Genomic DNA, 26,649 nt, shown 5'->3' on the forward strand with positions numbered 1-26,649 from the left:
ATCAGCTACTCGTGGTTGCGCTCAAAGCCGCGAAGATCAAAAGCGCCACGAGCCACATCAGCGTCGCGCGCTCGACGAGCCGCAACGCCGCGACCACATGCTTCGGATTCGCGCTGTGGCCCGCGCCGAGCGTCGGCCGCGCCTCGAGCTTGCCGTGATAGACCGCCGCTCCGCCGATCAGCACGTTCAGGCTGCCCGCGCCCGCGGCCATCACCGGGCCCGCATTCGGGCTGTCCCACGAGCGCGCCTGCGTGCGCCAGCAGTGCCAGGCCATGTGCGTGTCGCCGGCGAGCGCGTAGGTCGCCGCGGTCAGCCGCGCGGGGATGAAGTTGAGCACGTCGTCGAAGCGCGCCGCCGCCCAGCCGAAGCGCAAGTAACGCGGCGTGCGATAGCCCCACATCGCATCGAGCGTGTTGGCGAGGCGGAACATGAGCGCGCCGGGGCCGCCCGCAACGGCGAACCAGAAGAGCGCGCCGAAGATCGCGTCGTTGCCGTTCTCCAGAGCCGATTCCACCGCCGCGCGCGAGAGGGCGTTTTCATCGGCGTGAGACGTATCGCGCGACACGATGCGCGAGGTCAGCGCGCGCGCGGCGTCGATATCGCCGAAGCTCAATGCGCGCGCGATCGGCGCGATATGCTGCCGCAGGCTCTTCGCGCCGAGCGCGAACCAGAGCAGCAGCACGTGCACGAGGCACGCATAGCCAAACGGCAGCACGCTGACGAGAAACCACGCGATGCCCACCGGCGGCGCAACCGCGATGAACCACGCGAGTATGCCCGCCGGCCGCGCGCGAACGCCGGTGTTCATGCGCGCTTCGAGCCGGGTCGCGAGATTGCCGAAGCCGACGAGCGGATGCCGCGTGCGCGGCTCGCCGAAGATGCGATCGACGATCACGCCGAGCACCGCGAGCAGGGCCATTGCGTAGGCGGAGAGGAGGAGCATCGCTTGTCGATTCTCCTGTCAGCCTTTGAGCGCGAGCGGCAGGCCCGCGACCATCAGCGTCGCGCGCGTGCTCGCGGCGGCGACGCGCTGGTTCAGGCGCCCGAGTTCATCGACATAAAGGCGCGTGACCGAACCGAGCGGCACGACGCCCAGCCCGATTTCATTGCTCACGACGATGACCTTGCCGCGGGTTTGCGCCAGCGCCGCATCGAATCGCGCGAAGGCTTCGCGGGCGCTGTCGGGCAGGACGGCCACGTCCTCGCTCGCGTTCCCCGACACGAAAAGCAGATTGGCGAGCCAGAGCGTGAGGCAGTCGATCAGCACGCAATGCCCCGCGCGATCCGCCTCCTGCAACGCGCCCGCGAGATCGAGCGGCGCTTCGACGAGCGCCCAGTGCGCGGGCCTGCGCTCGCGATGAAGCTGCACGCGCGCCTCGAACTCGGCATCGCCGATGCGCGCGGTCGCGATATACGTCACGGGCAGCCCGCTTTCGGATGCAAGCCGTTCGGCGTGCGCGCTCTTGCCGGCACGCGCGCCGCCGAGGATGAAAGTGAGATCGGGGGTCATCGCGATATTGTACTGACGGGCTAAGATAGCGCGTCGTTCTTCATGAGAATCTCCCGATGCCATTCACGCCACGCGGCACGCTGATGATCCAGGGCACGACGTCCGATGCCGGCAAGAGCACGCTCGTCGCGGGCCTGTGCCGGCTCGCGCGTCGCGGCGGCGTGCGCGTCGCGCCGTTCAAGCCGCAGAACATGGCGCTCAACAGCGCGGTGACCATCGACGGCGGCGAGATCGGCCGCGCGCAGGCGCTGCAGGCCATCGCGGCGGGCGTCGATGCGCGCATCGACTTCAATCCGGTGCTGCTCAAGCCAACGAGCGATCGCGGCGCGCAGGTCATCATTCACGGTCACGCGCACGCGAACCTCGATGCGCGCGCCTATCACGCGTACAAGCGCATCGCGTTCGATGCGGTGCTCGCATCCTACGCGCGCTTGCGCAATGAGTTCGATGCGGTGATCGTCGAGGGCGCGGGCAGCCCCGCCGAAATCAACCTGCGCGACGGCGATATCGCCAACATGGGCTTCGCCGAGCACGTCGATTGCCCGGTCGTGCTCGTCGCGGATATCGATCGCGGCGGCGTGTTCGCGCATCTCGTCGGCACGCTGGCGTGTCTGTCGGAGAGCGAGCGGGCGCGTGTTCGCGGCTTCGTCATCAACCGGTTTCGCGGAGATATCGGCCTTTTGAAGCCAGGGCTCGACTGGCTGGAGGCGCAGACGGGCAAGCCGGTGCTCGGCGTGCTGCCATATCTGCACGGGCTCACGCTCGATGCCGAAGACATGCTGCCGAGCCAGCCGCACGCGCGCGGTGCCCTGTCCGCGCTGAAGGTGATCGTGCCCGCGCTGCCGCGCATCAGCAATCACACGGATTTCGATGCTTTGCGGGCGCATCCGCAAGTCGATTTCAGCTATGTGCGCGCGGGCATCGCGCCGCCGCCCGCCGATCTGATCGTGCTGCCCGGCTCGAAAAGCGTCCAGCGCGATCTCGCGTGGCTGCGCGAAAACGGCTGGGACCGCGCGATTGAACGGCATTTGCGGTATGGCGGCAAGGTGCTCGGCATCTGCGGCGGCATGCAGATGCTCGGGCGCGAGATCGACGATCCGGATGGCGTCGAAGGCGCGGCGGGGTGCGTGAACGGGCTCGCGCTGCTCGATCTCTGCACCGTGCTCACGCCGCAGAAGCAACTGGAGAACGTTGCGGGTCAGCTGACTCTGAACGGCACGCAAGCGCCCGTGCGCGGTTACGAAATCCATATGGGCCGCACGCACGGCGCGGCGCTCGCGCGTCCTTTCGTCGCGCTGGATTCGGGGCGTGTCGATGGCGCGGTGTCGGACGATGGCCAGATCGCCGCGACCTACCTGCACGGCGTCTTCGACACGCCGCAAGCATGCGCCGCGCTGCTCGCGTGGGCGGGCGTGAAGGGCGCCGAGCCGCTCGATTATCCAGCGCTGCGCGAAGCGTCACTCGACCGTCTGGCCGATTCTTTCGCGCAATCGCTCGATCTGGATGCGGTTCTGGCCGCCTTCGGTCAATAGAGAATCATCTGCGTGCAACGGAACATGGCGATGAGCTTGCCGTCGCCGTTCGTGACCGTTGCGTCCCACACCTGCGTGCTGCGCCCGAGATGCACGGCGCTCGCCTTCGCGATGATCTTCCCTTCGCGCGCCGTCGACACATGGTTGCTCTTCAGTTCGAGCGTCGTGAAGTTCTGCGCGTTCTCCGGCAGATGGGCGATGCACGCGTAGCCGCAGCACGTATCCGCAAGACCGACGACTGTCGCCGCATGCAGAAATCCGTTCGGCGCGAGCAGTTCCGGACGGATCGCAAGCTCGCCGGTCAACTGGCCCTGGTCGAGCGAGATGAGTTGCACGCCTAGCAGGTCGGGCAGGCGGCCTTTCTGGCGGTTGCGCAGGAAGTCGAGCGTGACATCGGGGCGGAGCTTGGTCATGGGTGTCGTGGGAATGGAAATGGATGACTAATGCCAACGTTGGCGGCAAATTAGGCACGGCCGTTCGGCCAGTGTGCCGCATGCACCACTTTTGCCGATAATATCAACGCTCGAATCATGCACCTGTTCCCGTAAAGACGAAATTCGTGCGCGCCGTGCGCCTAGCGCCCGCGCGCCCAACAAAATCCAGGACACTTCATGACCGTGATCGTGGTGGCAAATCCGAAGGGCGGCGTCGGCAAGAGCACGCTCGCAACCAATCTCGCAGGCTTTTTCGCGGCACAGGGCGAGTGGGTCGCGCTCGCCGATCTCGACAAGCAGCGCTCGTCGCACGCGTGGCTCACGCTGCGCGTCGACACGCTGCCGAAAATCGAAGAATGGTCGATCGACGTGGATTCTCCCGGCAAGCCGCCCAAAGGTCTGGAGAAAGCCGTCGTCGATACGCCCGCCGGCGTGCACGGCAATCGCCTCGCGCTCGCGCTGGAATTGGCGGACAAGGTGATCGTGCCGCTGCAGCCGTCGATGTTCGACATCCTTGCGACGCAGGACTTCCTCGCGAAGCTCGCGAAGGAAAAGGCGGTGAGGAAAGGCGCGATCGAAGTCGGCGTGGTCGGCATGCGCGTCGATGCGCGCACGCGTTCGGCGGACCAGCTGCATCGCTTCGTCGAAGGCCTGCAGTTGCCGGTGCTCGGCTTCCTGCGCGATACCCAGAACTACGTGCAGCTCGCCGCGCACGGCCTCACGATCTGGGACGTGGCGAAGAGCCGCGTCGAAAAGGATCTGGAGCAGTGGGAGCCGATCATCGAGTGGGTATCGAAGAAATGAAAAAACCGGCGTCCGTTGAGGAATCGCCGGCTTTTTCGTTCTAGTGCAACGGGATTACGTCCAGTTCTGAGTCGGCACGTGATCGCGGCTGCCCTTGATGCGGTTGTCGTCGTCGACGAACACGAGATTCGGCTTCCAGCCCGCCTTGATCTCCGCTTCGTCCACCTGCGCGAACGCCGCGATGATCACGAGATCGCCCAGTTGCGCGCGGCGCGCGGCCGAGCCGTTCAGCGAGATCATGCCGCTGCCGCGCTCGCCCTTGATCGCGTAAGTGGTCAGGCGCTCGCCGTTGTTCACGTTCCAGATGTCGATCTGCTCGTTTTCCATCAGGTTCGCGGCGTCGAGAAGATCTTCGTCGATGGCGCACGAACCTTCATAGTGCAACTCGCAGTGGGTGACCGTCGCGCGGTGGATCTTCGATTTGAGCATGGTGCGCTGCATGATGCTTTCCTTCCTGATTGCTTGAATTCGCTTCAGTTGCGTCAGATTTCGAGATTGTCGATCAGGCGCGTCGTGCCGAGCTTCGCGGCCGCGACCACGACGAGCGGCGCATCCGCATCCGCCTCGCCCGGCGGCAGCAGGTTCGAGCGCTTGCGCACGCTGATGTAATCGGGCTTCCAGCCGCGCTCGGCGAGCGCGTTCATCGCGGCGCGTTCGAGCGCGGCGATATCGCGATTGCCCGATAGCAGCTGCTCACGCACGCGCTGGAGTTGTGTCGCGAGCTGCGGCGCCTCGGCATGTTCGGCCTCGGACAGGAAGCGGTTGCGCGAGCTGAGCGCGAGGCCATTCTCCTCGCGCACGGTTTCCGCCGCGACGATTTCGGTCGGCAGCGCGAACTGGTGGCACATCGCGCGCACGATCATCAACTGCTGATAGTCCTTCTTGCCGAACACCGCGACGCGCGGTTGCACGCACGACATCAGCTTCATCACGACGGTGCACACGCCCGTGAAGAAGCCGGGCCGGAATTCGCCTTCGAGAATGTCGCCGAGATTGTGCGGCGGATGCACGCGATACTCCTGCGGCTCCGGATACATGTCCTTCTCGGTCGGCGCGAAGAGCACGTAGACGTTCTCTTTCTGCAGCTTTTCAATGTCGTCCTGCAGCGTGCGCGGATATTTGTCGAAGTCCTCGTTCGGACCGAACTGCAGCCGGTTCACGAAGATGCTCGCGACCACCGGATCGCCGTGCTGGCGCGCGAGGCGCATCAGCGAGAGATGGCCTTCGTGGAGGTTGCCCATCGTGGGCACGAAGGCGGTTCGGTTCTGGCCGCGCAACTGGTCGCGCAGTTCATGGATGGAGCTGATGACTTTCATCGAGCGGGTGTCTCCTGGCGGGCGGTCCGGACGAACCGCACGAGGCTAGGGTAAAGGAAAAGCGGATATCTAGGCGGGAGAGTAAGCCAATCTCACGTAGATCGGCGCATAAGGCTCGGCCTGCGTGATTTCGATCAGCGATTCGCGCGACAGCTCCAGCATGGCGATGAAGTTCACCACGACCACCGGCACGCCGCGCGAGGTATCGAAAAGCTCCGTGAACTCCATGAAGCGCGCGGTCTGCAGGCGCCGCAGGATCACGCTCATGTGCTCGCGCACGGAGAGCTCCTCGCGCGAGATCTTGTGATGCTGGACGAGCTTCGCGCGCTTGATGACGTCGGCCCACGCGGCGCGCAGGTCGTTCATGTCGACGTCGGGGAAACGCTGCTCGGCGGCCTGCTCGATATAGATGTCGGCGCGCAGGAAGTCGCGGCCGAGCTGCGGCAACTGGTCGATCTTCTGCGCGGCGAGCTTCATCTGCTCGTATTCGAGCAGACGGCGCACGAGTTCGGCGCGCGGGTCTTCGGCGTCCTCGCCGGTGTCCGCTTTCTTGACCGGCAGCAGCATGCGCGACTTGATCTCGATCAGCATCGCGGCCATCAGCAGATATTCCGACGCGAGCTCCAGATTCGACTCGCGGATCTGGTCGACGTAGCCGAGGTATTGCGCGGTGACATCCGCCATCGGGATGTCGAGCACGTTGAAGTTCTGCTTGCGGATGAGGTAGAGCAGCAGGTCGAGCGGGCCTTCGAACGCTTCGAGAAAGATCTCGAGCGCATCGGGCGGGATGTACAGGTCGGTGGGCAGCTTCCACAGCGGCTCGCCGTACAGATGCGCGATCGCGACGCCGTCGATGGTATCGGGCGTGGAATCCGTCGCGGGCGCGGCGAGCGCCACCGTGCGGTCTTCCCGTGCTTCGTCGCGCTTCGGCTCGTGAGCGGAATGCGCGGACGAATGCGGCTCGTGGCCGGCTGCGCTCACGTTCAGAAGTTCTGGTAGTAGACGTAGGACGTCTGCTTCACGCGCGCTTTCTGCTGCTCGGTGCGCTCGTCGAGGTCGATCGGCTGCTTGTCCCACAGAAGCGCGCGGCCGCGGCGCTGTTCTTCTTCCAGCGACGGCTTTTGCTCTTTCAACTGATTGATGAACTGGGTGATATCCGACTGATACATGATCCGGCTTCCGTTGGGTCGAGGCGTGTTCGTGTGACGAGGAGGGCGAGCGGCGGTCCGCATTTCGCCTGTGCGCCGCAATTTTACCGCAAGCGTGCGACGGCAACGCACGCGAGCGCGTTCCGCGCATCGAAAGGCGCACGCGCGTGCAGCTTTCGCGGAACCCGGCAGGCGCCGAGCCGTCCAAAGGCGCACGTCCGGCGCGCCGCGCGCCGCTTTTGCGGTGTCCGCGCGTGCCGTTGTGGTGAAATAGCGCCTGCGCCCGATTGCGCGGCGACTGCATTCTTTTCCTTTCAATCCCAATTGTTCCGATGCCGGAGGTCACGTTTGGCGGGGCGTTCGTTTGATCCGCTGCGCGCGTTGCGCGTGAAGCCGCTTGGCCCAAGACGCTTGCCGGCCGTGCTCGCCGCATTCATCGCGTTTGGCCTCGCCGCGCCCGCTTTCGCGAAATACGACGTCGATATCGACGCGCCGCGCAGCGTGAAGAAGCTGCTCAAGGAAAACCTCGACCTCGCCCGCTTCGCGAAGCGCGACGACGTGAGCGACGACCAGTTCCAGTTTCTCGTCACCGCCGCGCCGAAGGACGTGCGCGATCTCGTCGCGACGGAAGGCTATTTCACGCCGGTCGTGCGCACCGACGTCACGACCGTCGACGACAAGCGCAACGTCAAGGTGAGCGTCGATCCCGGCCCGCGCACGATGATTGCCTCGGTGCAGCTTCATTTCACGGGCGCCGTGACGACCGAGGACCGCGCGCAGGAGAACGCCGCGCGTTTCGCTTTCTCGGTGAACGAAGGCGATCCTTTCACGCAAAGCGGCTGGGACGACGCGAAGAACGCGGCGCTGAAGGCGCTGCAGTCGAAGCGCTATCTCGGCGCGAAGATCGTGCGCTCGCAGGCGCGCATCAATCCGCGCGCGCATCTCGCCGATCTTTCCGTGACCTTCGACAGCGGCCCGACCTTCACGCTCGGCAAGCTCGACGTGAGCGGCCCGAAGCGCTATCCCGGCTGGATCATCGATCACGTGAACCCGATCCGGGAAGGCGAGATCTACGACGTCGCGCGCGTGAACGAGCTGCAGCGCCAGATTCAGAACACGCCGTACTACGCGAGCGTCGCGATCGACGCGGACAACGACGTCAACAAGCCGATCGAGACGCCGCTGCACGTGAAGGTCAGCGAATATCCATTCCATAGCATCCGCTACGGCGTAGGCTACGCGACGGACACGGGCTTTCACATCCAGGGCGCGTACAGCTATCTCAATACGTTCGGCGCCGCGTATCCGTTCACGATTTCCGGGCGGCTGGACCAGACGCAGCAGTACGGCCGCGTGCAGCTCGCGATGCCGCCCGATTCGCACGGCTGGGTGAACGCCGTGTTCGGCTCCTACACGATCACCGATGTCTCGGACACGAACATCTATAGCGCGCGCATCGGCGTGCAGCGTTCGCGCTCGCGACAGAATATCGACACGACCTTTTCGCTCACGTTCTACGACGACCGGCTGACGCAGAACGAACCGAATCCGTCGACGGCGCGCGCCCTCGTGCCCGCGTGGACGTGGGTCCGGCGCAACGTCGACGATCCGCTCTTTCCGCGCCGCGGCAACATCGTCCGGGCCGAAGCCGGTTTCGCCGTGAAGGGCGTGTTGACCGACCAAACATTTGCCCGCCTGTACACCAATGCGGCGCAATATGTGCCGCTCGGCAAGAACGACTTGCTGGTGTTTCGCGCGGAGTTCGGCGGCGTGTTCACGAGCGGGCCGTCGAGCGGCGTGCCGGCGTCGCTGCTGTTTCGTGCGGGCGGCGCGAACTCGGTGCGCGGCTACAGCTATCTGAGTATCGGCAATAACGTGGCGGGCTCGATCCTGCCGACCAAGTACATGGTGACGGGCAGCAGCGAATATCAGCACTGGTTCACGCGCGACTGGGGCGGCGCGGTGTTCTTCGACATCGGCACCGCGACCGACACCTGGAGCGAACGCGTGTTCCAGCCGGGCGTGGGCGTCGGCGCGCGCTGGCGCAGTCCGGTCGGCCCGGTCAACGTGGACTTGGCTTACGGGCTGAAGAACAAGAGCATCAAGCCGTATCTGACGCTCGGCATCGCGTTCTGATGCGCGTGAGAACGATGAGGAAGATTGATTCGGCATGACGGACTCGACCAAGCAAGCGGACGCTGAAGCCCCGCCTCCCGGCAACGAAGGCGGCGGCGACGGCAACGCGAAGAAGACGCCGCCGCGCAAGAGCGGCTGGCGGCGCCTCGCGCGCTGGATCGGCGGGTTCGTGTTCGTGATCGTGCTGATCGTCGCGCTCGCGGCCGGCGGCGTGTTCTATGTGCTGACGACCGAGCGCGGCACGCGTTACGCGTGGGACGTGGCGACCTCGCTGCTCAAGGGGCAACTGACCGGCAAGCTCGACGGCGGCGCGATCGCGACCGGCCTGCAATTGCGCGACGTGCACTGGAAGGACGGCAAGGGCACGGATATCGCCGTGGACAGCGTATCCGGCCGGTGGGCGCTCACGCGCGAGCCGCTGCGCTTCACGATCGACTATCTGCATATCGGGACGATCGACGCGCGCATCGCGCCGTCGAACGAGCCGAGCAAAAAGACCGAGCTGCCAAACGAACTGCGCATCCCGATCCAGCTCGCGATCAATGATTTGTCCGTCGAGAAGCTGCGGCTGCATGAGGGCGCCACGACGACCGAGTTCTCGCGCCTGGTGTTCAACGGCCGCAGCGACGGCCGGCATCATGAAGCCACGGTCCAGCGTCTCGACACGCCGTTCGGCGCGGTGACGGCGGCAGCGAAGCTCGACGGCGGCGCGCGGCCGTTTCCGCTTTCCGGCGACCTGGGCTATGCCGGCAAGGTCAACGGCGAAGCGGTGAACGTGAGCGCGCGGCTCTCGGGCGCGCTCGAAGACCTGATCGCGGACATCGACGCGAGCGGCATGAAGCTGAAGGGCCAGGCGCACGTCGAAGCGCTGCCGTTCGCCGATGTGCCGCTCAAATCCGCGCTCGTCACCTTCGATCACGTGAATCCGCAGGCATTCAGCCCGAGCGCGCCCGAGGCCGATCTCGCCGTGCGCGCCGAAGTGAAGCCCGTCGCGGGCGCGGATCCGAAGGCGTTCGTCGTGAGCGGGCCGGTGTCGATCGTGAACGCGAAGCCCGGTTCCATCGACAAGAAACTGCTGCCGCTCATCGATGCCCGCGCGAACGTGCGGCTCGACGCCTCGGAGCAAAGCATCACCGATCTCAACGTGCGGCTCCTGAAGAACGCGACGGTGACGGGCGGCGGTGCGCTCGCGGGCGGGAAGGGCAAGTTCGACCTGAAGGTGGCGAAGCTCGATCTGAACGCGATCGAGCCGACCTTGCGCCCGACGGATTTTGCCGGACCCGTCGGCATCGTGCTCGCGGGCGACACGCAGAGCATTACCGCCGATCTGAACGATCCGAAGGCGGCCATCCGGGCGCAGGCGAAAGTCAAGCTCGATCCGAAGCAAACCTCGCTCGACGACGTGAAGCTGACAGTGGGCAAGGGCCGCGTGGAACTGAACGGCGCGCTGAAGAAGGACGCCAATTCGAGCTACGACCTGAAGGCGAAGATCGTCGATTTCAACCCGCTCCTGCTTCAGCAGCAATTGATCGCGCCGAAGCCTGCGCCGGTGAAGAAAGGCGTGCCGAACAAGCCCGCCGCGCCGCCGCGCGTCATCGAGGCGCGCGTGAACGGCACGCTGGCCGCCTCGGGCCAGCTCGCGCCCACGCTCACGGCCAAGGCGACCTTCAAGCTCACCGACAGCATGTACGACAACTTGCCGCTCACCGGCGAAGGCACCGTGCAGGTCGCGGGCGCGCGCCTCTTGCCGAGCAAGGCGTCGCTTTCGGTGGCGGGCAACGACGTCGATCTGAACGGCAGTTTCGGCGCGCCCGGCGACCGCTTGCGCTTCAAGGTCGATGCGCCCGCGCTCGAGCGGCTCGGCTTTGGCATCACGGGCACGGTGAAGGCGGACGGCGATCTGACCGGCTCGATCGCGCATCCGAACGTCGCGGCGAACTATCAGGCCGATGACGTCGTGTTCGGCGCGAATCGCCTGGGCCACGCGGAAGGCCGCGCCGATATCCGCGACGGCGCGAACGGCGCGCTGGTCTTCACGCTGAAGGCGCGCGATGCGAGCACGGAAGGCGTCGACATCGCGAATCTCGATGCGAACCTGAACGGCACGCGCGCGCATCACACGCTCGATGTCACCGCGACGGGCAAGGTCCGCGGCCAGCCGGTGAACCTCGCGCTCGGCGCCAACGGCAAGTTCACCGATGCGCCCGACGGCCCGCACTGGGACGGATCGATCACGAAGCTCTCGAACAAGGGCACGCCGTCGCTCAATCTCGAAGCGCCGCTTTCGGTGAGCTACGGGCCGAAGCGCCTCGTGCTCGGTGCGACGCGGCTCGTTGCGGAAGGCGCGGTGCTGAATCTGAAGTCGTTCGCAATGGAGAACGGCCGCCTGCAATCGGCGGGCACGCTCACGAACGTGTCCGTGCCGCATCTGCTCGAAGTGCGCCGGGAGCTGACGGGCGCGGAGCCGCCGATCCGCACCGACCTCGTCTTCGACGGCGACTGGAACTTCTCCCTCGGTGCGACGGCGACGGGCTACGCGCAGATCAAGCGGCGCGACGGCGACGTGACGATCGACGGCACACGCGGCGTCGCGGCGCTCGGCATCACGGACATCGTCGCGCGCGCGGACTTCACCAACGGCAACCGCCTGAACGCGTCGCTGCGTGCGCAGGCGAGCCGCATCGGCGTGATCGACGCCAACGTGCACACGCCGCTCGTCAATCGCGACGGCATGCTGACCATCGACGACAACGCGCCGCTCACCGGCGCGATCGACGCGAATGTTCCCGAACTGCGCACGACAGGCGGCCTGCTCGGCGCGAACTATCTGCTCGGCGGCAGGATTGCGCTCAAGCTCGTGATCGCGGGCATCGTGGCAAAGCCGAATCTCTCGGGCACGCTGACTGGCGACAACATTTCCGCGACGGTCGTCGACCAGGGCGTGCAACTGAAGGATGGGATCATTCGGATCGCGCTGTCGGAGAATCTTGTCGATCTCCAGCGAGTGGAGTTTCATGGCGCGAGCGGCACGCTGCGCGCGACCGGCAAGGTGCGGCTCGACCAGCAGCAGCCGGATCTGACGGCGAGCATCATCGCGGACAAGCTGGAGCTGTTCGCGTCGCCGGACCGCGAGCTGATGCTTTCGGGCAGCGCGACCATCGCGAACGCGGGGCTGCAGGGCGGCATGGCGATCGACGGCAAGTTCACGGTCGATCACGCGCTCTTCGATCTGCCGGAATCGTCCGCGCCCTCGCTCGGCGACGATGTCGTGGTCGAGCGCCCCGACGGCACGATCAAGGGCGGTAACCAGCAGCTAACGGCGGCGACCGGCAAGCCGGTCGGGCCGTTCACGCCGCGCGCGAACATCGACATCAATCTCGGCCAGCGCTTTCGCTTCAAGGGCGCGGGCGCGGATCTCGGCCTCGCGGGCACCATCACGGCGACGAGCGCGCCGAACATGCCGCTGCGCGCGGTCGGCAACGTGCGCGTGACGCCCGGTTCCACGTACACGACGTTCGGGCGCAAGCTCAACATCGAGAATGGCTTCTTCACGTTCAACGGACCGGTGGCGAATCCGGGCCTCAATATCCTCGCGATGCGCCGCAATCAGGAGGTCGAAGCCGGCGTGCAAGTGACGGGCACGGTGCAGGCGCCCGTCGCGAAGCTGATATCCGAGCCGAACGTGCCCGACAACGAGAAGCTCTCATGGCTGCTCTTCGGACACGGCACCGATCAGGGCAACAACGTCGGCCAGCAGAGCGCGATGACGAGCGCGCTGGCGCTGCTCGGCAGCACGAGCGGCAAGCGTATTGCGCAGACGTTCGGGCTCGACGAATTCACGATCGGCTCGAGCGAGGTCGGGCTCACTGATCCGCAAGTCGTGATGCTCTCGAAAGCGATCAACGAGCGGCTCGTGCTTGGCTACGAGCAGGGGTTGCAATCGGCGAACAACGCGATCAAGGCGACGCTGAATCTGTCGCGCTTCTGGTCGGTGACGGCGTATGGCGGGACGTATCAGGGCGTCGATCTGTCTTATACGCGGCGATTCAATTCTTGGGCGCGGCTGTTTTCGTCGTCTTCATCCTCGCCTTCGTCGTCTTCGTCGTCGGATGCGTCTGCACGCGACGCGGGGGATTGACGCAAGCGGGCGGGGCGGCGTTGGCATCGTGACCGGCGCCCTGCCAGAGCCTTTCGGAGTATTAGTAGGGCGCCTTTCTTCCTGCTTTCATATACTGCCTGTTCGTTCGAGGAATACCTTGAGCGATGAGGCATCCAAACTTGTCTGGCTCCGTTGCGACGATGCGTGCGAGGGTCGTGGTCGTGCATCGGATTCGCTGTCAAGTCGTGAAGAAAAATCAAAACATATAGGAATCCAGATGATGAAGAACATTGCTCTCTCCGCTCTGGTGGCGGCCGTTGGAATGGCGAGCGGGATGGCGTACGCAGAGTCATCGGAAAATGGCGGCGTGATCACTTTCTACGGCCAGGCGTACGGGCCTACATGCGTGGTCAACCCCGGTAGCAGCGGAAGCTTCTCGGTAGCGCTGCCCTCCATATCTACGAAATCTCTGAGCACAGCGGGAGCTACAGCAGGTTCGACAGGGTTCACCATCTCGCTGACGAGTTGTGCGTCGGACGGGGCGCGCGTGCGGGCAATGTGGGAGTACGGCGTGAGTACGTCTGCGAACGGTACGCTGAAGAACGACGGTTCGGCGACCGGGATCGAGATTCAGCTTGTCGACTATAACAGTGGCTCGCCCAAAGTCATGGACCTGAGCAAGGCTGACGGTGCACAGAACTCCCAAAGCGTGGCAATGGTGAACGGCGAAGCAAAGCTGCAATACGCCGCTCAGTACTATTCGCTTATCGGCAACGCGACGGGCGGATCGATTGTGACTTCCGTTCAATACTCGCTCACATATGAGTAATCTCGACGGTGTCCACGGATGCCCTCGACATGTCGACATCCCGGTTATCGATCAAGATCGTTCTGCGCCGGCTATTGTCTGTCAGCACGGTTCGTCCCAAGCGGGAAGCTGCGAAAAGGCAAATTAGTATTGCCATTAACCAAGTATCGATGAAATGAGCGTCAAGCCTTTAAGAATTTTAGTAAAGGCTGAATATCAGAGTCTTTTCTATAATGCGGCCTCGCTTTCGTACGGACAAGGCATCGCATGGGGTCGATGGCGCTGATCCCGTATATCTTGCCGGCGTCCTTGGTTTTCGGTGCTTCATTTGTCCATTCGCTGCCGAAATTCCGGAAGTTAGCGTGCGTTAGGCGAATTTTTCAGACAATAGCAATGTTCGTGAATGCAACTCTCGTGCATACTTTGGGTTCCTTATCAATGAGAATTCCACGCTAAGGATATCGACGATTCGGAACCGGATTCGAGATTATCGAGCTAACCCGGGCGGTTCGATTCCGTCGGCTGCGGGATCGTTTTTTGATTTGGTGTGTCACTTTAATAATCAGGAGTAAGAATGAAAAAGATTGCTATCTCGGCGATCGCCGCGGCAATGGGCTTGGCAAGCGTGTCGGCATACGCTGACGCTCCCAACGGTGGCGTTTTGACCATCAATGGTGCACTCACGGCTCAAACCTGCGATGTGAGCGGCAATGGCCAGGGCAATAACTTCACGGTCACGCTGCCGACGCTGTCCGCTGCAGCCTTCCAAACCGCAGGCGCGTTTGGTGGTAGCACCGGCTTCAACATCGCGCTCAGCAACTGTATGCCGGACACGGGCAACGTGCGCACGTTCTGGGAATACGGCGTCAACACGCTGGAAGACGGCAATCTCAAGAACAATGGCACTGCGACGAATATCGAGGTGCAACTGGTCGACTACAACAGTGGTATGACCGTGATGGACGTGAGCAAGGCTGATGGCGCACAGAACTCGAATACTGTTGCGATTGCAAGCGGCAAGGCGAGCCTCCAGTACGCGGCTCAGTACTACACGCAGACCGGCGGCGCAACGCCGGGCAGCGTGACGACGAACGTTACTTACTCGATGTCCTACCAGTAAGCATCTACGTGTAGAGAATGGTGCTTTGGCACCATTCTCTATTAGGAAAACTTAGGAAGAACCGAGTGCCATGGTCTTGCCATGGAGCGCTTGTTCTGCTGGTCTTAGTCCATTTCGACTGATTCTTCCTGAGTTGTCCTCGGTGGAGTGAATTGGGGAAACCCCCTCTGTGCACTTCGCTGTGACTTCTTGGACCTGCTCGCATGCACGCCGCTGGGTTATCGAATCACATTCTCTGATTGTCCGTCATGAATTCCCGAAAGATTGTCCTTAATGTATTGGCCGTGGGTCTGCTGGCCCTAGGTGTCATGCTGTCGTTTGCGAGCCGCGCCTCGGTCGTCATCGCGGGTACGCGAGTGATTTACAACGCTGCAGATAGCGAAGTCACTGTCAAGCTGTCCAATGTAGGAAAGAGTCCGGCGCTCACTCAGGTGTGGTTCGACAAGGGTGATCCGAAGGTCGATCCGAGTAAGCTCGATCTGCCATTTCTCCTTACGCCGGCGATTGCGCGCATCGATCCGACGAAGTCGCAGACCATTCGCATTTCTTATACGGGCGAACCGATGCCTCAGGATCGCGAGAGCCTGTTGTGGTTCAACATGCTGGAAGTGCCACCCAAGCCCACCGAAGCCGAGGCCGGTCCCAACTATGTGCAACTGGCTTTTCGTTCGCGCCTGAAATTCTTCTTTCGTCCGGCAGCGCTGCAGGGCAAGGCAGATGACGCACCGGGCAAGCTTACATGGCACTTGATCACCGAAAAGGGCAAAGCGGCTCTCCAGGTATCCAATCCCACGCCTTATCACGTCACGATCATCTCCGCTCAGATTGGTGAGGGTGCCTCTGCGCCGAAGTTCGAAGAGGGCGACATGGTGCCTCCGGCTGGCCAGATCTCGTTGCCCCTTTCCGCGGCAGCGGCGGCGGGCGGCAAGGTTTCGTTCACGACGCTGAACGATTTCGGCGGTCCTGTGAAGCATGAAGCGTCGTTGCAATAGGCACGCGGTCATGGGTGCGGCGTGATAGATCGGCTGGACCAGCGAGCCCGGAAAGCGCAGATCTGAAAGCTGACCTGAGAGCCGCCAGATCGACGATCCGCAGTCTCTCGCCACATCACTGTATTCAGTTGTCGCAAGCCAGAAGGTCTCAATGCTCATGCTCTCTTGCATTGGCAGGGACAGGCTTCGCCTGTGAATTCGGCTCAAAATGAAGAATATTCGTTACTCAAAATCGAACTCAAAAGCGGTCAACGCTGATCTGCTGTCGCTGAGCCAGGCGAGCGTCGCTGTGCTTCTCGCTTTCGCCGCCGCTCACGCGAAGGCAGAGGATGCTCCGGCTGTGAACGCGTCTTTGCAGTCGGGCGCCTCGTCGGCGGCGGATGCAGCAGCTGCCCGCGCGAAAGATCCGGCAGCGTCGGACAAGGCAAGCGCAGAACCCGTCGCGCCTGTGCCTTTGGCGCTGGGGGCGCAAGCGGCGAAGCCGAATGGGACGGAATTGGCCACGTCTGAGACCGTCCCGGCCGTGGCCCAGCCGGCAGAGCCCGTGAACGTGCAGTTCAACTCGCAATTCCTCGCCGGCAGCGGTGCTACGAATCTCGATATCAGTCGCTTCAACAAGGGCAACCTTGCGCCCGCCGGCAACTATCGCGCCGCGCTGTACGTCAATCAGACATGGATAGGGACGACCGACGTCACGCTGCGCGAAGTGAACGGCCCAGGAAAGGCCGCGCAGCCGGTGTTCGATCGCGATCTCCTCCTGCGCATGGGCGTCGATATCGCGCATCTCAGCGAGGCCGCCCGCGCAAAGCTCGATGATTCGGATGGCCATGGCGCCGTGCCGCTGAGCGAGCTCATTCCGCAGGCAACGGCCGCGTTCGATATGGGGGAACAGCGTCTTGATGTCAGCGTGCCCCAGGCGATGATGAGCCGGAGCGCGCGCGGCTGGGTCGACCCGAAGTTTTGGGACGATGGCATTCCTGCCGCCGTAGTCCAGTACAACGGCAACGTCTATCACTCGAATGGTAACGGTTTCTCGAACACGCAGAGTTACCTCGGGCTGGCAGCGGGTGTCAACATCGGTCCGTGGCGCTTCCGGTACAACGGCAACGTCACCAATACGTCGGGCTCGGGCACGCACGTGCAGAGCATGCAGACTTATCTGCAACGTTCCTTTGCGCCGATCAAGAGCCAGCTCACCGTGGGCGATTCGTACACGGACGGCAGGATCTTCGACTCGTTCGGTGTGCGCGGTGCGCAGATCGGCACGGACGACCGGATGTATCCCGAGTCGCAGCGCGGCTACGCACCGACCGTGCGGGGCATCGCAAACACGAACGCGAAGGTTCAGGTCAAGCAGAGCGGCAACATCATCTATGAGATCACCGTTCCGCCGGGCCCGTTCGAACTCAGTGATCTGTATCCGACCGGCTACGGCGGCGATCTGCAGGTCATTGTGACCGAGGCGGATGGCAGCCAGCACACGTCGGTGCTTCCGTATGCCGCACCGGTCAATGCGCTGCGTGACGGACGTTGGCGATACAGCCTCGCGGCCGGCCTATACCGCAATACGAGTCTCAGCAGTTCGCCGTTCGTGTTCGAGGCCAACCTGACGCACGGGCTGAATAACTTCGTCACCTTGTATGGTGGCGCGATCATCGCCGAGAACTACTTCTCGGCGGCGGCCGGCGCAGCACTCAATACGCCGATTGGTGCGTTCGGCTTCGATGTCACGCAGGCAAATGCGAGCCGCGCGAACATGCAGAGCCACAACGGGCAAAGCTTGCGGCTTTCGTATTCGCGCACGTTCACTCCGACCAGCACAGATGTGACACTTGCGGCGTACCGCTATTCGACGAGCGGCTTCCTGAGCTTTCAGGATGCGATGACGCTGCGCGATCTCTCCATGCGCGGGATCGCGTATCTCGACCAGGGTATTCAAGGGTCGCCTGCAGGTCACGGTGAATCAGAATCTCAGCCAGTACGGCTCGCTATACCTCTCGGGGTTCACGCAGAACTACTGGAACAAGTCGGGCCGTGATACCTCGTTCCAGATTGGCTACAACACGAATATCCGTCGAGTGGGCCTGGGCGTGTCGGCCTCGCGCGAGCTCGATGCGAGCTCCTCACGCTGGAGCAACCGGTACATGGTCAACCTGACCATTCCGCTGGATCTCGGCGCGACCATCGCCAATACGATGACGAGCTACTCGCACGATACACGCGACGGCAGCAATCAGATTCAGGAGACGTTCAGCGGGGCAGCGGGCAAGAACTACGAGTTCAATTACGGCGTCACGGCAGGCTACCAGTGGGGCGGCAATCAGAACGGTTCCAGCATCAATGCGAACGCGGGATATCTGTCGCCGTATACGCAAATACGTGCCAACGTCGGTCACGCGAACGGTTACACGCAGGTCGGCGGCGGATTGTCCGGCTCGATCGTCGCTTACGACGGTGGCGTCGTGGTGTCGCCGCAAACGGGTGACACACTCGCCATCGTCGAGGCCAAGGATGCAGTCGGCGCGCGCGTGGCCAGTTCGCCGGGCGTGCGCGTGGATGGCCGTGGTCACGCGCTGATTACGGGCATGGAACCGTATTCGATGAACACCGTGGAGATCGACACGAAGGGCTTGCCGTTGGGCGTTCAGCTGAAGTCAACGGAGCAGCACTTCGCGCCGACCGCCGGATCGGTGGTGCGCGTCAAGTTCGACACGGAGAACCGCGGCCAGGCAGTGGTCATCCGCGTGCGCCAACCGAATGGCGAAATGGTGCCATTCGGCGCCGATGTGGTCGATCCCGAAGGCAAGATCGTCGGCACGGTTGGCCAGGGCAGCCGCGCGATGTTCTATATGAAGCAACCGCAAGCCGACTTCGCGCTGAAGTGGGGCGACGGTGCAAACCAGAGCTGCAAGGTGCGTTACGACCTTCCCGAAGCTTCGAAAACCGCGTCAGCATCGACAATGTTTGCAGAAACGGTCTGCCAATAAACACGCGGCAGCCATAACTCGGAATTTGAAAATGATTTGGAATGGCTTGGCGCGAATCGCGCGCCGGTTTGGATTAGCGCTGCTGCTGGCGACCGTGACTTCAGGTGCATGGGCGCAAAACTGTTCTTATTCTGGAGAATTGATAATCAACCTCCCATTACCTTCGACGGTGTCGGTAGCACGTGACTTGCCGACCGGTGCTTTGCTTGCCGCATGGGTCGATTCCACGAACATGAATTGGAATTGCAAAGGAGGTAAGGTTAGCGGCGGCAAAGCAAAAACTGATTGGAGCGGCGTGCGAGGCGCGATTGGACCCGACATAGCCCAACCTGTCGGGACTTATAACGGTTACACGGTTTGGGATTCGGGGGTTTCCGGAATCGGTATCGTTGTAAAAGCGCGGTATTATTTGACGCCTACCCCCGGAACTACGTGCGATAACCATCCTTCTGATAACTGGTCGGCTTGGCAAAATCCCACACGCAGTTGGTGGGGGCTAACCTGCGATAAAGGCATTTTGCCTACGGGCCTGGCAGGCTCGGATGTTCAGGTAGCGCTTGTAAAAACGGGTCGGGTGGCGCAATCCGGGACCGTAAAGGGTAGAGTCATGCAGGTAGGTATGGTTGAGATGTCGACAAGCACCAACGACAAACCGGACTTGATCGTCTACTACAACATCCCATCCGTCCAAATTGTTCCGCTGACTTGCACGACGCCGGATGTCCACGTACCCATGGGCAAACCCCTGGTGGCGGACATTGATCAAGGTAAGAATGGAAACGTTTCGTTCAACATTGCGTTCAATGACTGCCCGGCGGGGGCGATCGTCACTGATACTTCGTCCGGAATGATTAGCACTGTAAAATATCAGATCGTTCCAACGATTGGGCTGGCAGCGACAGACATCGCGAAGATTGACAACACCGTTCAGTCTCCCGCCGGTGGAGTAGGCGTCCAGTTACTCACTGCAGGAGGAACGGTGTACCCATTGTCGACGTCGCCATGGCTGGATCTGAGCCAATTCAACGGGTCAGCAGGCGGCACTTATGTCGTACCGATGATGGCACGCTACGTTAAGACAGGCACGGTTACGCCCGGAACGGCCAATACCACAATGACCATGTATGTCCTGTATCAATGAAGCATCAATCGTGCACTGCGCCACGGGTCACCCTTGACAGTGGAAACTGGCGACGCTCTCAAGAAAGTTGGACCAGCCTTTTTACGGAACATCACGACATGCGTATTTTCAAGAAAGCACTTTTTGGCATTCTCGCCGCGACAGCTGCCGGATCGGCATTTGCAGTCGAGCCAGTCGATCCGGACGCGCATCTTTATTTCGAGGGGGAAATTCTCCCCGCGTCCTGTACCGTGGATACCACGACTGCGAATCAGACCATCCCGTTGGGCAGCGTAACCATCAGCAACTTCACCGGCACGACGAGCAACCCGGCGGCATTCAACCTGAAGCTGACCAATTGCTCAGCCAACGCGAAGGTGTCAATGACGATTACTGGCGAGATGGATACCGTCGCGAGCGTCTTGAAGAACACTGGCGCTGCCCAGCAGGTGGGTGTGCAATTGCTGACTGCGAGCAGTGTAGGTGCGATCACTGGCGCACCTTTCACGCTCAACAGCGAGACTAGTATGGGCACGGTGGACGCATCCAACGCCATGACGATCCCGATGGTCGCGCAGTTCTGCAAGCTGGGTACCTTGGGGCCCGGCTCGGTGAACGCGTCGGCGACCGTCGCATTCACGTACAACTGACGGCAGCCGCTACTTGCCGGTGCCGCGCAGGTCAGGCATCGCCAGAAGAAGAAAAGCACGCTTCGCAGCGTGCTTTTCCTTTTGGGCCAAGGCGCCACAGCGCCCCACGGCTACAGGCTTACTTCACCCGCATCCCCGCCTTCGCGCCGCTATGCGGCTCAAGAATATAAAGCCCCGGCTCGGCCTTCTCGTCCGTCGCGGATGCCGCCAGCACCATCCCTTCCGAAAGTCCGAACTTCATCTTGCGCGGCGCAAGATTGACCACCATCACAGTGAACCTGCCGATCAGGTCCTGCGGCTGATACGCCGATTTGATGCCCGAGAACACGTTCCGAGTCTTGTCCTCGCCGACATCGAGCGTCAGTTGCAGCAGCTTGTCTGAGCCTTCCACCGCCTTGCAATCGACGATCTTCGCAATGCGCAGATCCACCTTCGCGAAGTCATCGATGGAAATGACGCCCGATTCTGCCTCCTTCTTGGCCGCGGCTTTAGCCGGTGCCGGAGCAGCAGCCTCAGCCCCCGGTTGCAGCGATTCGCGATTCGCAGCCAGCAAGGCTTCGATCTGCTTCGGATCGACGCGCGTCGTCAGATGCTTGTACGCGTTGATCGCGCTGGCCGACGACAGCGGCTTCGTCGCATCGGCCCAGACGAGCGGCGCAATGCCCAGGAACGATTCGACCGACTCCGCGAGCTTCGGCAACACCGGCTTCAGCGCGAGCGACAACAGGCGGAACGCTTCGAGGCTCACGCTGCAGGTTTCATGCAGCGCGACGGCATTCGCCGGATCCTTCGCCTGGTCCCACGGCTTCGCGGTATCGACATAGGCGTTCACGGCGTCGGCGAGTTCCATCGTCGTGCGCAATGCGCGGCCATATTCGCGCGACTCGTAGAAACCGGCGATGTGCGGAATCGTCGAGCGCAGTTGTTCGAGCAGCGGATGATTCATCGCGCTGTCCTGCACGCGGCCGTCGAAGCGCTTGATCAGGAAGCCCGCCGCGCGGCTCGCGATGTTCACATACTTGCCGACGAGATCGCTGTTCACGCGCGCCTGGAAGTCGTCGAGGTTCAGGTCGATGTCTTCCATCGTGCTGTTCAGCTTCGCCGCGAAGTAGTAGCGCAGCCACTCGGGATTGAGGCCCGTGTCGATCACGCTTTGCGCGGTGATGAACGTGCCGCGCGACTTCGACATCTTCGCGCCGTCGACGGTGAGGAAGCCGTGCGCAAACACGTTCGTCGGCGTGCGATGACCGGAGAATTCGAGCATCGCCGGCCAGAACAGCGTGTGGAAGTACAGGATGTCCTTGCCGATGAAGTGATATTGCTCGGCCTTCGAGCCGGGCTTCACCCATTCATCGAAATTCACGCCGACGCGATCCGCGAGATTCTTGAAACTCGCGTAATAGCCGACCGGCGCATCGACCCAGACATAGAAATACTTGCCCGGCGCGCCCGGAATCTCAAAGCCGAAGTACGGCGAATCGCGCGAAATGTCCCAGTCTGCGAGCTTGGCTTCGCCCTTGTCGCCGAGCCACTCACGCATCTTGTTCGTGGCTTCCGGCTGCGCGAGGCCGCTCACCCAGCCGCGCAGGAACTGCTCGCAACGCGGATCGGAGAGTTTGAAGAAATAGTGCGTCGATGTCTTGCGGATAGGCGTCGCGCCCGATACCACCGAATACGGGTTGATGAGCTCGGTCGGTTGATACGTCGAGCCGCAGACTTCGCAGTTGTCGCCGTATTGGTCCTTCGCGCCGCACTTCGGACACTCGCCCTTGATGAAGCGGTCCGGCAGGAACATTTCCTTGACCGGATCATAGGCTTGCTCGATGTCGCGCGCCTCGATCAGCCCTGCTTGCTGAAGCGCGCCATAGATCGTGTTGCAGAGGGCGCGGTTTTCCTCGGCATCGGTCGAATAGTAGTTGTCGAACGAGATGCCGAAGCTGTCGAAGTCGCGCTTGTGCTCTTTCCAGACGCGCTCGATCAATGCCTTGGGCGTGATGCCTTCCTTCTCGGCGCGCAGCATGATCGGCGTGCCGTGGGTATCGTCCGCGCCGACGTAATAGACCTCGTGGCCATGCATTCGCAGCGTCCGAACCCAGATATCCGTCTGAATGTATTCGACCATGTGGCCGATATGAATCTGACCGTTTGCATACGGCAACGCGGACGTGACGAGGATCTGGCGGCGGCCGTTCTGGACGGCAGGCGCGGCGGCGGCAGTGGCGGAAATCGGTGCTGACATAAAGGCGCGGCCCGGTGGGAGTGGCTCGAAGTGACTGAAAAAAGCGGAATATCGATTCTAGCAGGGCAAGGGAAGGGGCCGGGTTGGCGCGTTGGCCGAGGCGTCGCCGCGGGACGGCGATGAAAACCGACCGCCCAAAAAAAACCGGGGTCCAATCGGGCCCCGGAGCAACAACGACAAGAGGAGAATGGCAGGCGATGGCATGGCCATCCACCTACCGTAAAGACAGACAACTCCACCGCGCCCAAGTTTCAAAAATTTTTCAGGCGATTTACCGGTGCTTGACCTCTGCTTCGGCCGCCGCCATTGTGGCGGCAACTTCTCCTTTTAAATCAAATGCTTTACTGGCTTTGGCCCGGCTGCGCGGTCGCGCGCAGATAGATCTCCACGCGGCGGTTCTGCGCGCGGCCCGCTTCCGTCGAGTTGTCGGCGACCGGCTGGTTCTGGCCCATGCCCTGCGACGACAGACGCTGCGCCGGGACACCGTGCGTCGCGATGTACGAAGCCACGCTCTGCGCGCGATTCTGCGACAGCGTCTGGTTGTATGCCGGCTGACCCGTGTTGTCCGTATGGCCGATGACGTTCGCGATCAGTTCCGGATGCTGCTGCATCGTCTGCGTGACGGAATTCAGCACCGGATCGAACGAGGGCTTGATCGCGTAGCTGTTCGTGTCGAACGAGATCGAGTTGGGGATGTTCACCTTCAGCGAGCCGTCCTGCTGCTCGGACACTTGCGTGCCCGTGCCCTTCGAGTCGCCCGAAATCTTGTTCTTGATGTTCTGCCAGTTGTAGCCGGTGATGCCGCCGACCGCCGCGCCCGTGGCCGCGCCGATCGCCGCGCCCTTGCCGCCGCCGAAAATGGCGCCGATGCCCGCGCCGGTTGCAGCGCCGACGCCAGTGCCAACCGCCGTGTTGGTGCCTTGCTGCGTCGCGCAGCCGGCGACGAGTGCGCCGGCCACGGCGAACACGGACAGGCGGGTCAAGAACTTGATATTCATCTTCGATCTCCTATGAATCGACAAGCAGTTCGGCGATGCGCCGACAGTGCGAAAGGGTCTTCGGACGAGCTTCCGGACGAGCCTCTACAATATTGAGAAGGCGCCCGGTTACACGATGCGATGCGTCCCCGGAAAGATTTGCAGCGGCATAGTGCAATGCACGCGAGCCGCGCGCAACGGCGCTAACAATTCCTTTCAATTTCTTCAGTTTGTTGCAGTGCGCCGCTGGCTTTGAGCAACAACTGTTCCATGGAGTTTCGATGAGTATTGACCGCGCGAAGATCGACATCGCACTCGCCACACTGACCGATCCCAATACCAACCGCAAGTTCGTCGACACGAAAAGCATTCGCAACGTGACCGTCGAAGGCGCGAATGTCGCGGTGAACGTCGTGCTCGGCTATCCGGCGAAAACGCAGTTCGGCGCGATCCGCGAGCAGGTGGAAAGCGCGCTGCGTCAGGTGCCGGGCGTCGCGAATGTGACCGTGGACGTTGCGTCGCAGGTCGTCGCGCACGCGGTGCAGCGCGGCGTCAAACTCTTGCCGAACGTCAAGAACGTCATCGCGGTGGCGTCGGGCAAGGGCGGTGTCGGCAAGAGCACGACGGCCGCGAACCTCGCGCTCGCGCTGGCGGCGGAAGGCGCATCGGTGGGCATGCTCGACGCGGACATTTACGGTCCCTCGCTGCCGATGATGCTCGGCATCACCGGCCGCCCCGAATCGCCCGACAATCAGACGATGAACCCGCTCACGGGCCACGGCATCCAGGCGAATTCCATTGGCTTTCTGATCGAGCAGGACAATCCGATGGTCTGGCGCGGCCCGATGGTCACCTCGGCGCTCGAACAATTGCTGCGCCAAACCAACTGGAAAGATCTCGATTACCTCGTCGTCGACATGCCGCCGGGCACGGGCGACATTCAGCTCACGCTGTCGCAGAAGGTGCCGGTGACGGGTGCGGTGATCGTGACGACGCCGCAGGACATCGCGCTGCTCGACGCGAAGAAAGGCCTGAAGATGTTCGAGAAGGTCGGCATTCCGATTCTCGGCATCGTCGAGAACATGAGCACGCATGTCTGCTCGAACTGCGGCCACGAAGAGCACATCTTCGGCGCGGGCGGCGGCGAGCGCATGGCGAAGGAGTACGGTGTCGAGATTCTCGGCCAGTTGCCGCTCGATATCGCCATTCGCGAGCGCACCGACGCGGGCCAGCCGACGGTCGTGTCGCAGCCTGAAAGCCGCATCGCGGAGACGTATCGGGCGATCGCCCGGCGCGTCGCGATCTCGATCGCCGAGCGTCAGCGCGACATGACCTCGAAGTTCCCGAGCATCGTCGTGCAGAACACCTGATCCAGAGCATTCGATCGAATCTTCGCGAGCCTTGTGCGATGCGGCTCGCGGTATCATGTCGCCTTCGAAGCGCGGCAGCGTCGACGCACTGGGCGTCGGCGGGCCGCCGAGAGGATCGCATGAGACACAGATTCGACGGGAGGGCGCTTCACGCCTTGATCGCGATGGCCGCTTGCAGCGTCATGCTGAGCGGTTGCGGCCTCATCTTCCAGAATCACGAGAAACGTGCGGACGCGGTGCTGAAGCCCACGACCGGCAACGCCACGCGCGGCACCGTCACGCTGATCGAGCGCGCGGACGGCGTGCAAGTGTCCTACAGCCTCACCGACATGCCGCCGAACAGCGAGCACGCGCTGACCGTGCACGAACGCGGCGACTGCATCGCCGTCAACGGTCCGGACGCGAGCCCCGTGTTCGCGCTGCCGGCCGAGCGCAGGAAGCCGGCAGCGCGGCTCGAGGGCGAGCTGGGCAATATCCGCGCGGACGCGACCGGCTCGGCCACGGGCTTCATTGTCGCGACCGACGTCTCGCTCGACGGCGTGCGCTCGGTCATTTCCCGCGCGATCATGCTGCACCGCGAAGCCCTGGACCCGTACGCGAGCGCGCCGCACAACGTGGGCCCGGCGCTCGCTTGCGGCGTCATCCGCCGCTAGGCGCCATGGCCGTGCGCGTCGCGCCTGACGCCGCGGCTCAATCGCGTAAAATACGCGCTTTCGTTTGGCCCGCGCGCGGCGAGCACGCCGCCCGAGGCCATGCCCCGTTTCACCGCAGGCGGCGGTCGCGAGACCGAGCCGTTCACCGTTGAGTAGCGTCCCCCTATGAGCATCAAGTCCGACAAGTGGATTCGCCGCATGGCCGAAGAGCACCGCATGATCGAGCCGTTCGTGCGCGATCAGGTGCGCGTGACCGAGGATGGCCGCAAGATCGTGAGCTATGGCACGTCGAGCTACGGCTACGACATCCGCGTCGCAGACGAATTCAAGATTTTCACGAACATCAATTCCACGATCGTCGACCCGAAGGCTTTCGATGAGAAATCCTTCGTCGACTTCAAGGGCGATGTCTGCATCATTCCGCCGAATTCTTTCGCGCTCGCGCGCACGGTCGAGTATTTCCGCATTCCGCGCTCGTGCCTGACCGTGTGCCTCGGCAAGTCGACCTACGCGCGCTGCGGGATCATCGTCAACGTGACGCCGTTCGAGCCGGAATGGGAAGGGTATGTCACGCTCGAATTCTCGAATACGACACCTTTGCCTGCAAAAATCTACGCGAACGAGGGCGTCGCCCAAGTCTTGTTCTTCGAAAGCGATGAAATGTGCGAGACGTCGTACGCGGATCGCGGCGGGAAGTATCAAGGACAGCACGGCGTGACGCTGCCGAAAACCTGATCATCGCCGCGCTTTAAGA

At 62.7% G+C, this 26,649-nt stretch carries 23 protein-coding genes; 14 read left to right on the plus strand and 9 right to left on the minus strand.

The features are described from left to right. Position 1: 1 nt before the first annotated feature. Both cbiB and cobU read right to left on the minus strand, forming a co-directional pair. A complete protein-coding gene (gene cbiB, locus AC1Z32_RS17285; protein WP_483479779.1) occupies positions 2-943 on the minus strand; it encodes an adenosylcobinamide-phosphate synthase CbiB in 942 nt (313 codons plus the stop codon). An 18-nt stretch (positions 944-961) separates the two neighbouring features. Then, positions 962-1,510 (minus strand): bifunctional adenosylcobinamide kinase/adenosylcobinamide-phosphate guanylyltransferase, encoded by a 549-nt coding sequence (gene cobU / locus AC1Z32_RS17290; RefSeq protein WP_483479780.1) that lies wholly within the window; start codon positions 1,508-1,510, stop codon positions 962-964. 56 nt (positions 1,511-1,566) lie between these two features. On the opposite strand from cobU, the gene AC1Z32_RS17295 reads away from it, so the two are divergent. Next, positions 1,567-3,042 carry a cobyric acid synthase gene (locus AC1Z32_RS17295; protein ID WP_483479781.1) on the plus strand — a complete coding sequence of 492 codons (1,476 nt, stop codon included), beginning with the start codon at positions 1,567-1,569 and terminating at the stop codon, positions 3,040-3,042. On the opposite strand, the gene AC1Z32_RS17300 is transcribed toward AC1Z32_RS17295, so the two are convergent. Continuing rightward, a complete protein-coding gene (locus AC1Z32_RS17300) occupies positions 3,036-3,455 on the minus strand; it encodes a PaaI family thioesterase (RefSeq protein WP_062610114.1) in 420 nt (139 codons plus the stop codon). The two genes, AC1Z32_RS17295 and AC1Z32_RS17300, sit on opposite strands and share 7 nt — an antisense overlap. A gap of 198 nt (positions 3,456-3,653) precedes the next feature. On the opposite strand from AC1Z32_RS17300, the gene AC1Z32_RS17305 reads away from it, so the two are divergent. Continuing rightward, a complete protein-coding gene (locus AC1Z32_RS17305) occupies positions 3,654-4,280 on the plus strand; it encodes a ParA family protein (protein ID WP_483479782.1) in 627 nt (208 codons plus the stop codon). 54 nt (positions 4,281-4,334) lie between these two features. Here AC1Z32_RS17305 and panD read toward each other — a convergent pair whose 3' ends face one another. The 4 genes from panD to AC1Z32_RS17325 all read right to left on the minus strand — a co-directional run bounded on the left by panD (position 4,335) and on the right by AC1Z32_RS17325 (position 6,768). Next, positions 4,335-4,721, minus strand: coding sequence for an aspartate 1-decarboxylase (panD, locus tag AC1Z32_RS17310; protein ID WP_062610110.1), 387 nt, complete (start codon positions 4,719-4,721; stop codon positions 4,335-4,337). 41 nt (positions 4,722-4,762) lie between these two features. Then, complete coding sequence (panC, locus tag AC1Z32_RS17315; RefSeq protein WP_483479783.1) at positions 4,763-5,596, minus strand: pantoate--beta-alanine ligase; 834 nt, start codon at positions 5,594-5,596, stop codon at positions 4,763-4,765. Positions 5,597-5,665: 69 nt separating this feature from the next. Continuing rightward, complete coding sequence (locus AC1Z32_RS17320; RefSeq protein WP_483481664.1) at positions 5,666-6,493, minus strand: segregation and condensation protein A; 828 nt, start codon at positions 6,491-6,493, stop codon at positions 5,666-5,668. An 86-nt stretch (positions 6,494-6,579) separates the two neighbouring features. Next, positions 6,580-6,768, minus strand: coding sequence for a DUF3460 family protein (locus AC1Z32_RS17325; protein ID WP_198399382.1), 189 nt, complete (start codon positions 6,766-6,768; stop codon positions 6,580-6,582). A 324-nt stretch (positions 6,769-7,092) separates the two neighbouring features. On the opposite strand from AC1Z32_RS17325, the gene AC1Z32_RS17330 reads away from it, so the two are divergent. From AC1Z32_RS17330 to AC1Z32_RS17370, 9 genes are all read left to right on the plus strand, one after another. Next, entirely contained in the window at positions 7,093-8,880 is a 1,788-nt protein-coding gene (locus AC1Z32_RS17330) for an autotransporter assembly complex protein TamA (protein WP_483479784.1), read from the plus strand. A gap of 34 nt (positions 8,881-8,914) precedes the next feature. After that, positions 8,915-13,018, plus strand: a complete 4,104-nt coding sequence (locus AC1Z32_RS17335) for a translocation/assembly module TamB domain-containing protein (RefSeq protein WP_483479785.1) — start codon at positions 8,915-8,917, stop codon at positions 13,016-13,018. 238 nt (positions 13,019-13,256) lie between these two features. Next, complete coding sequence (locus AC1Z32_RS17340; protein ID WP_483479786.1) at positions 13,257-13,808, plus strand: fimbrial protein; 552 nt, start codon at positions 13,257-13,259, stop codon at positions 13,806-13,808. Positions 13,809-14,361: 553 nt separating this feature from the next. Further along, entirely contained in the window at positions 14,362-14,907 is a 546-nt protein-coding gene (locus AC1Z32_RS17345; protein WP_483479787.1) for a fimbrial protein, read from the plus strand. A gap of 248 nt (positions 14,908-15,155) precedes the next feature. Then, a complete protein-coding gene (locus AC1Z32_RS17350; protein ID WP_483479788.1) occupies positions 15,156-15,899 on the plus strand; it encodes a fimbria/pilus periplasmic chaperone in 744 nt (247 codons plus the stop codon). Between the two features lie 208 nt (positions 15,900-16,107). After that, entirely contained in the window at positions 16,108-17,937 is a 1,830-nt protein-coding gene (locus AC1Z32_RS17355) for a fimbria/pilus outer membrane usher protein (RefSeq protein ID WP_483479789.1), read from the plus strand. Then, positions 17,858-18,886, plus strand: a complete 1,029-nt coding sequence (locus tag AC1Z32_RS17360) for a fimbria/pilus outer membrane usher protein (protein WP_483479790.1) — start codon at positions 17,858-17,860, stop codon at positions 18,884-18,886. The genes AC1Z32_RS17355 and AC1Z32_RS17360 overlap by 80 nt, the downstream gene beginning before the upstream one ends. 31 nt (positions 18,887-18,917) lie before the next feature. Further along, the gene (locus tag AC1Z32_RS17365) at positions 18,918-20,027 is read left to right on the plus strand and encodes a fimbrial protein (protein ID WP_483479791.1); all 1,110 of its coding nucleotides are present in this window, start codon (positions 18,918-18,920) and stop codon (positions 20,025-20,027) included. A gap of 98 nt (positions 20,028-20,125) precedes the next feature. Next, positions 20,126-20,656 carry a fimbrial protein gene (locus AC1Z32_RS17370; RefSeq protein WP_483479792.1) on the plus strand — a complete coding sequence of 177 codons (531 nt, stop codon included), beginning with the start codon at positions 20,126-20,128 and terminating at the stop codon, positions 20,654-20,656. A 118-nt stretch (positions 20,657-20,774) separates the two neighbouring features. Here the strand turns inward: AC1Z32_RS17370 and metG are convergent, their stop codons facing one another. Both metG and AC1Z32_RS17380 read right to left on the minus strand, forming a co-directional pair. Continuing rightward, positions 20,775-22,895 carry a methionine--tRNA ligase gene (metG, locus tag AC1Z32_RS17375; protein ID WP_483479793.1) on the minus strand — a complete coding sequence of 707 codons (2,121 nt, stop codon included), beginning with the start codon at positions 22,893-22,895 and terminating at the stop codon, positions 20,775-20,777. 341 nt (positions 22,896-23,236) lie between these two features. Continuing rightward, entirely contained in the window at positions 23,237-23,893 is a 657-nt protein-coding gene (locus AC1Z32_RS17380; RefSeq protein WP_483479794.1) for a YiaD family glycine zipper/OmpA-like lipoprotein, read from the minus strand. A gap of 260 nt (positions 23,894-24,153) precedes the next feature. Between AC1Z32_RS17380 and apbC the strand changes: the two genes are divergently transcribed. The 3 genes from apbC (at position 24,154) to dcd (ending at position 26,630) form a co-directional block, all read left to right on the plus strand. After that, the gene (gene apbC / locus AC1Z32_RS17385; RefSeq protein WP_483479795.1) at positions 24,154-25,242 is read left to right on the plus strand and encodes an iron-sulfur cluster carrier protein ApbC; all 1,089 of its coding nucleotides are present in this window, start codon (positions 24,154-24,156) and stop codon (positions 25,240-25,242) included. Between the two features lie 119 nt (positions 25,243-25,361). After that, positions 25,362-25,895 (plus strand): superoxide dismutase family protein, encoded by a 534-nt coding sequence (locus AC1Z32_RS17390; protein WP_483479796.1) that lies wholly within the window; start codon positions 25,362-25,364, stop codon positions 25,893-25,895. 165 nt (positions 25,896-26,060) lie between these two features. Then, a complete protein-coding gene (dcd, locus tag AC1Z32_RS17395; RefSeq protein ID WP_062610084.1) occupies positions 26,061-26,630 on the plus strand; it encodes a dCTP deaminase in 570 nt (189 codons plus the stop codon). Positions 26,631-26,649: the final 19 nt, after the last annotated feature.

The organism is Caballeronia sp. 11_S32, assembly GCF_056930355.1.

Excerpts from the sequence above, each read along its gene's own strand:
- cbiB (WP_483479779.1), bottom strand. The coding sequence starts at position 943 with ATGCTCCTCCTCTCCGCCTACGCAATGGCCCTGCTCGCGGTGCTCGGC.
- AC1Z32_RS17295 (WP_483479781.1), top strand. The coding sequence starts at position 1,567 with ATGCCATTCACGCCACGCGGCACGCTGATGATCCAGGGCACGACGTCC.
- panC (WP_483479783.1), bottom strand. The coding sequence starts at position 5,596 with ATGAAAGTCATCAGCTCCATCCATGAACTGCGCGACCAGTTGCGCGGC.
- AC1Z32_RS17390 (WP_483479796.1), top strand. The coding sequence starts at position 25,362 with ATGAGACACAGATTCGACGGGAGGGCGCTTCACGCCTTGATCGCGATG.
- AC1Z32_RS17345 (WP_483479787.1), top strand. The coding sequence starts at position 14,362 with ATGAAAAAGATTGCTATCTCGGCGATCGCCGCGGCAATGGGCTTGGCA.
- panD (WP_062610110.1), bottom strand. The coding sequence starts at position 4,721 with ATGCAGCGCACCATGCTCAAATCGAAGATCCACCGCGCGACGGTCACC.
- cobU (WP_483479780.1), bottom strand. The coding sequence starts at position 1,510 with ATGACCCCCGATCTCACTTTCATCCTCGGCGGCGCGCGTGCCGGCAAG.
- apbC (WP_483479795.1), top strand. The coding sequence starts at position 24,154 with ATGAGTATTGACCGCGCGAAGATCGACATCGCACTCGCCACACTGACC.
- dcd (WP_062610084.1), top strand. The coding sequence starts at position 26,061 with ATGAGCATCAAGTCCGACAAGTGGATTCGCCGCATGGCCGAAGAGCAC.
- AC1Z32_RS17335 (WP_483479785.1), top strand. The coding sequence starts at position 8,915 with ATGACGGACTCGACCAAGCAAGCGGACGCTGAAGCCCCGCCTCCCGGC.
- AC1Z32_RS17305 (WP_483479782.1), top strand. The coding sequence starts at position 3,654 with ATGACCGTGATCGTGGTGGCAAATCCGAAGGGCGGCGTCGGCAAGAGC.
- AC1Z32_RS17340 (WP_483479786.1), top strand. The coding sequence starts at position 13,257 with ATGATGAAGAACATTGCTCTCTCCGCTCTGGTGGCGGCCGTTGGAATG.
- AC1Z32_RS17300 (WP_062610114.1), bottom strand. The coding sequence starts at position 3,455 with ATGACCAAGCTCCGCCCCGATGTCACGCTCGACTTCCTGCGCAACCGC.
- AC1Z32_RS17355 (WP_483479789.1), top strand. The coding sequence starts at position 16,108 with ATGAAGAATATTCGTTACTCAAAATCGAACTCAAAAGCGGTCAACGCT.
- AC1Z32_RS17350 (WP_483479788.1), top strand. The coding sequence starts at position 15,156 with ATGAATTCCCGAAAGATTGTCCTTAATGTATTGGCCGTGGGTCTGCTG.
- AC1Z32_RS17370 (WP_483479792.1), top strand. The coding sequence starts at position 20,126 with ATGCGTATTTTCAAGAAAGCACTTTTTGGCATTCTCGCCGCGACAGCT.
- AC1Z32_RS17365 (WP_483479791.1), top strand. The coding sequence starts at position 18,918 with ATGATTTGGAATGGCTTGGCGCGAATCGCGCGCCGGTTTGGATTAGCG.
- AC1Z32_RS17380 (WP_483479794.1), bottom strand. The coding sequence starts at position 23,893 with ATGAATATCAAGTTCTTGACCCGCCTGTCCGTGTTCGCCGTGGCCGGC.
- metG (WP_483479793.1), bottom strand. The coding sequence starts at position 22,895 with ATGTCAGCACCGATTTCCGCCACTGCCGCCGCCGCGCCTGCCGTCCAG.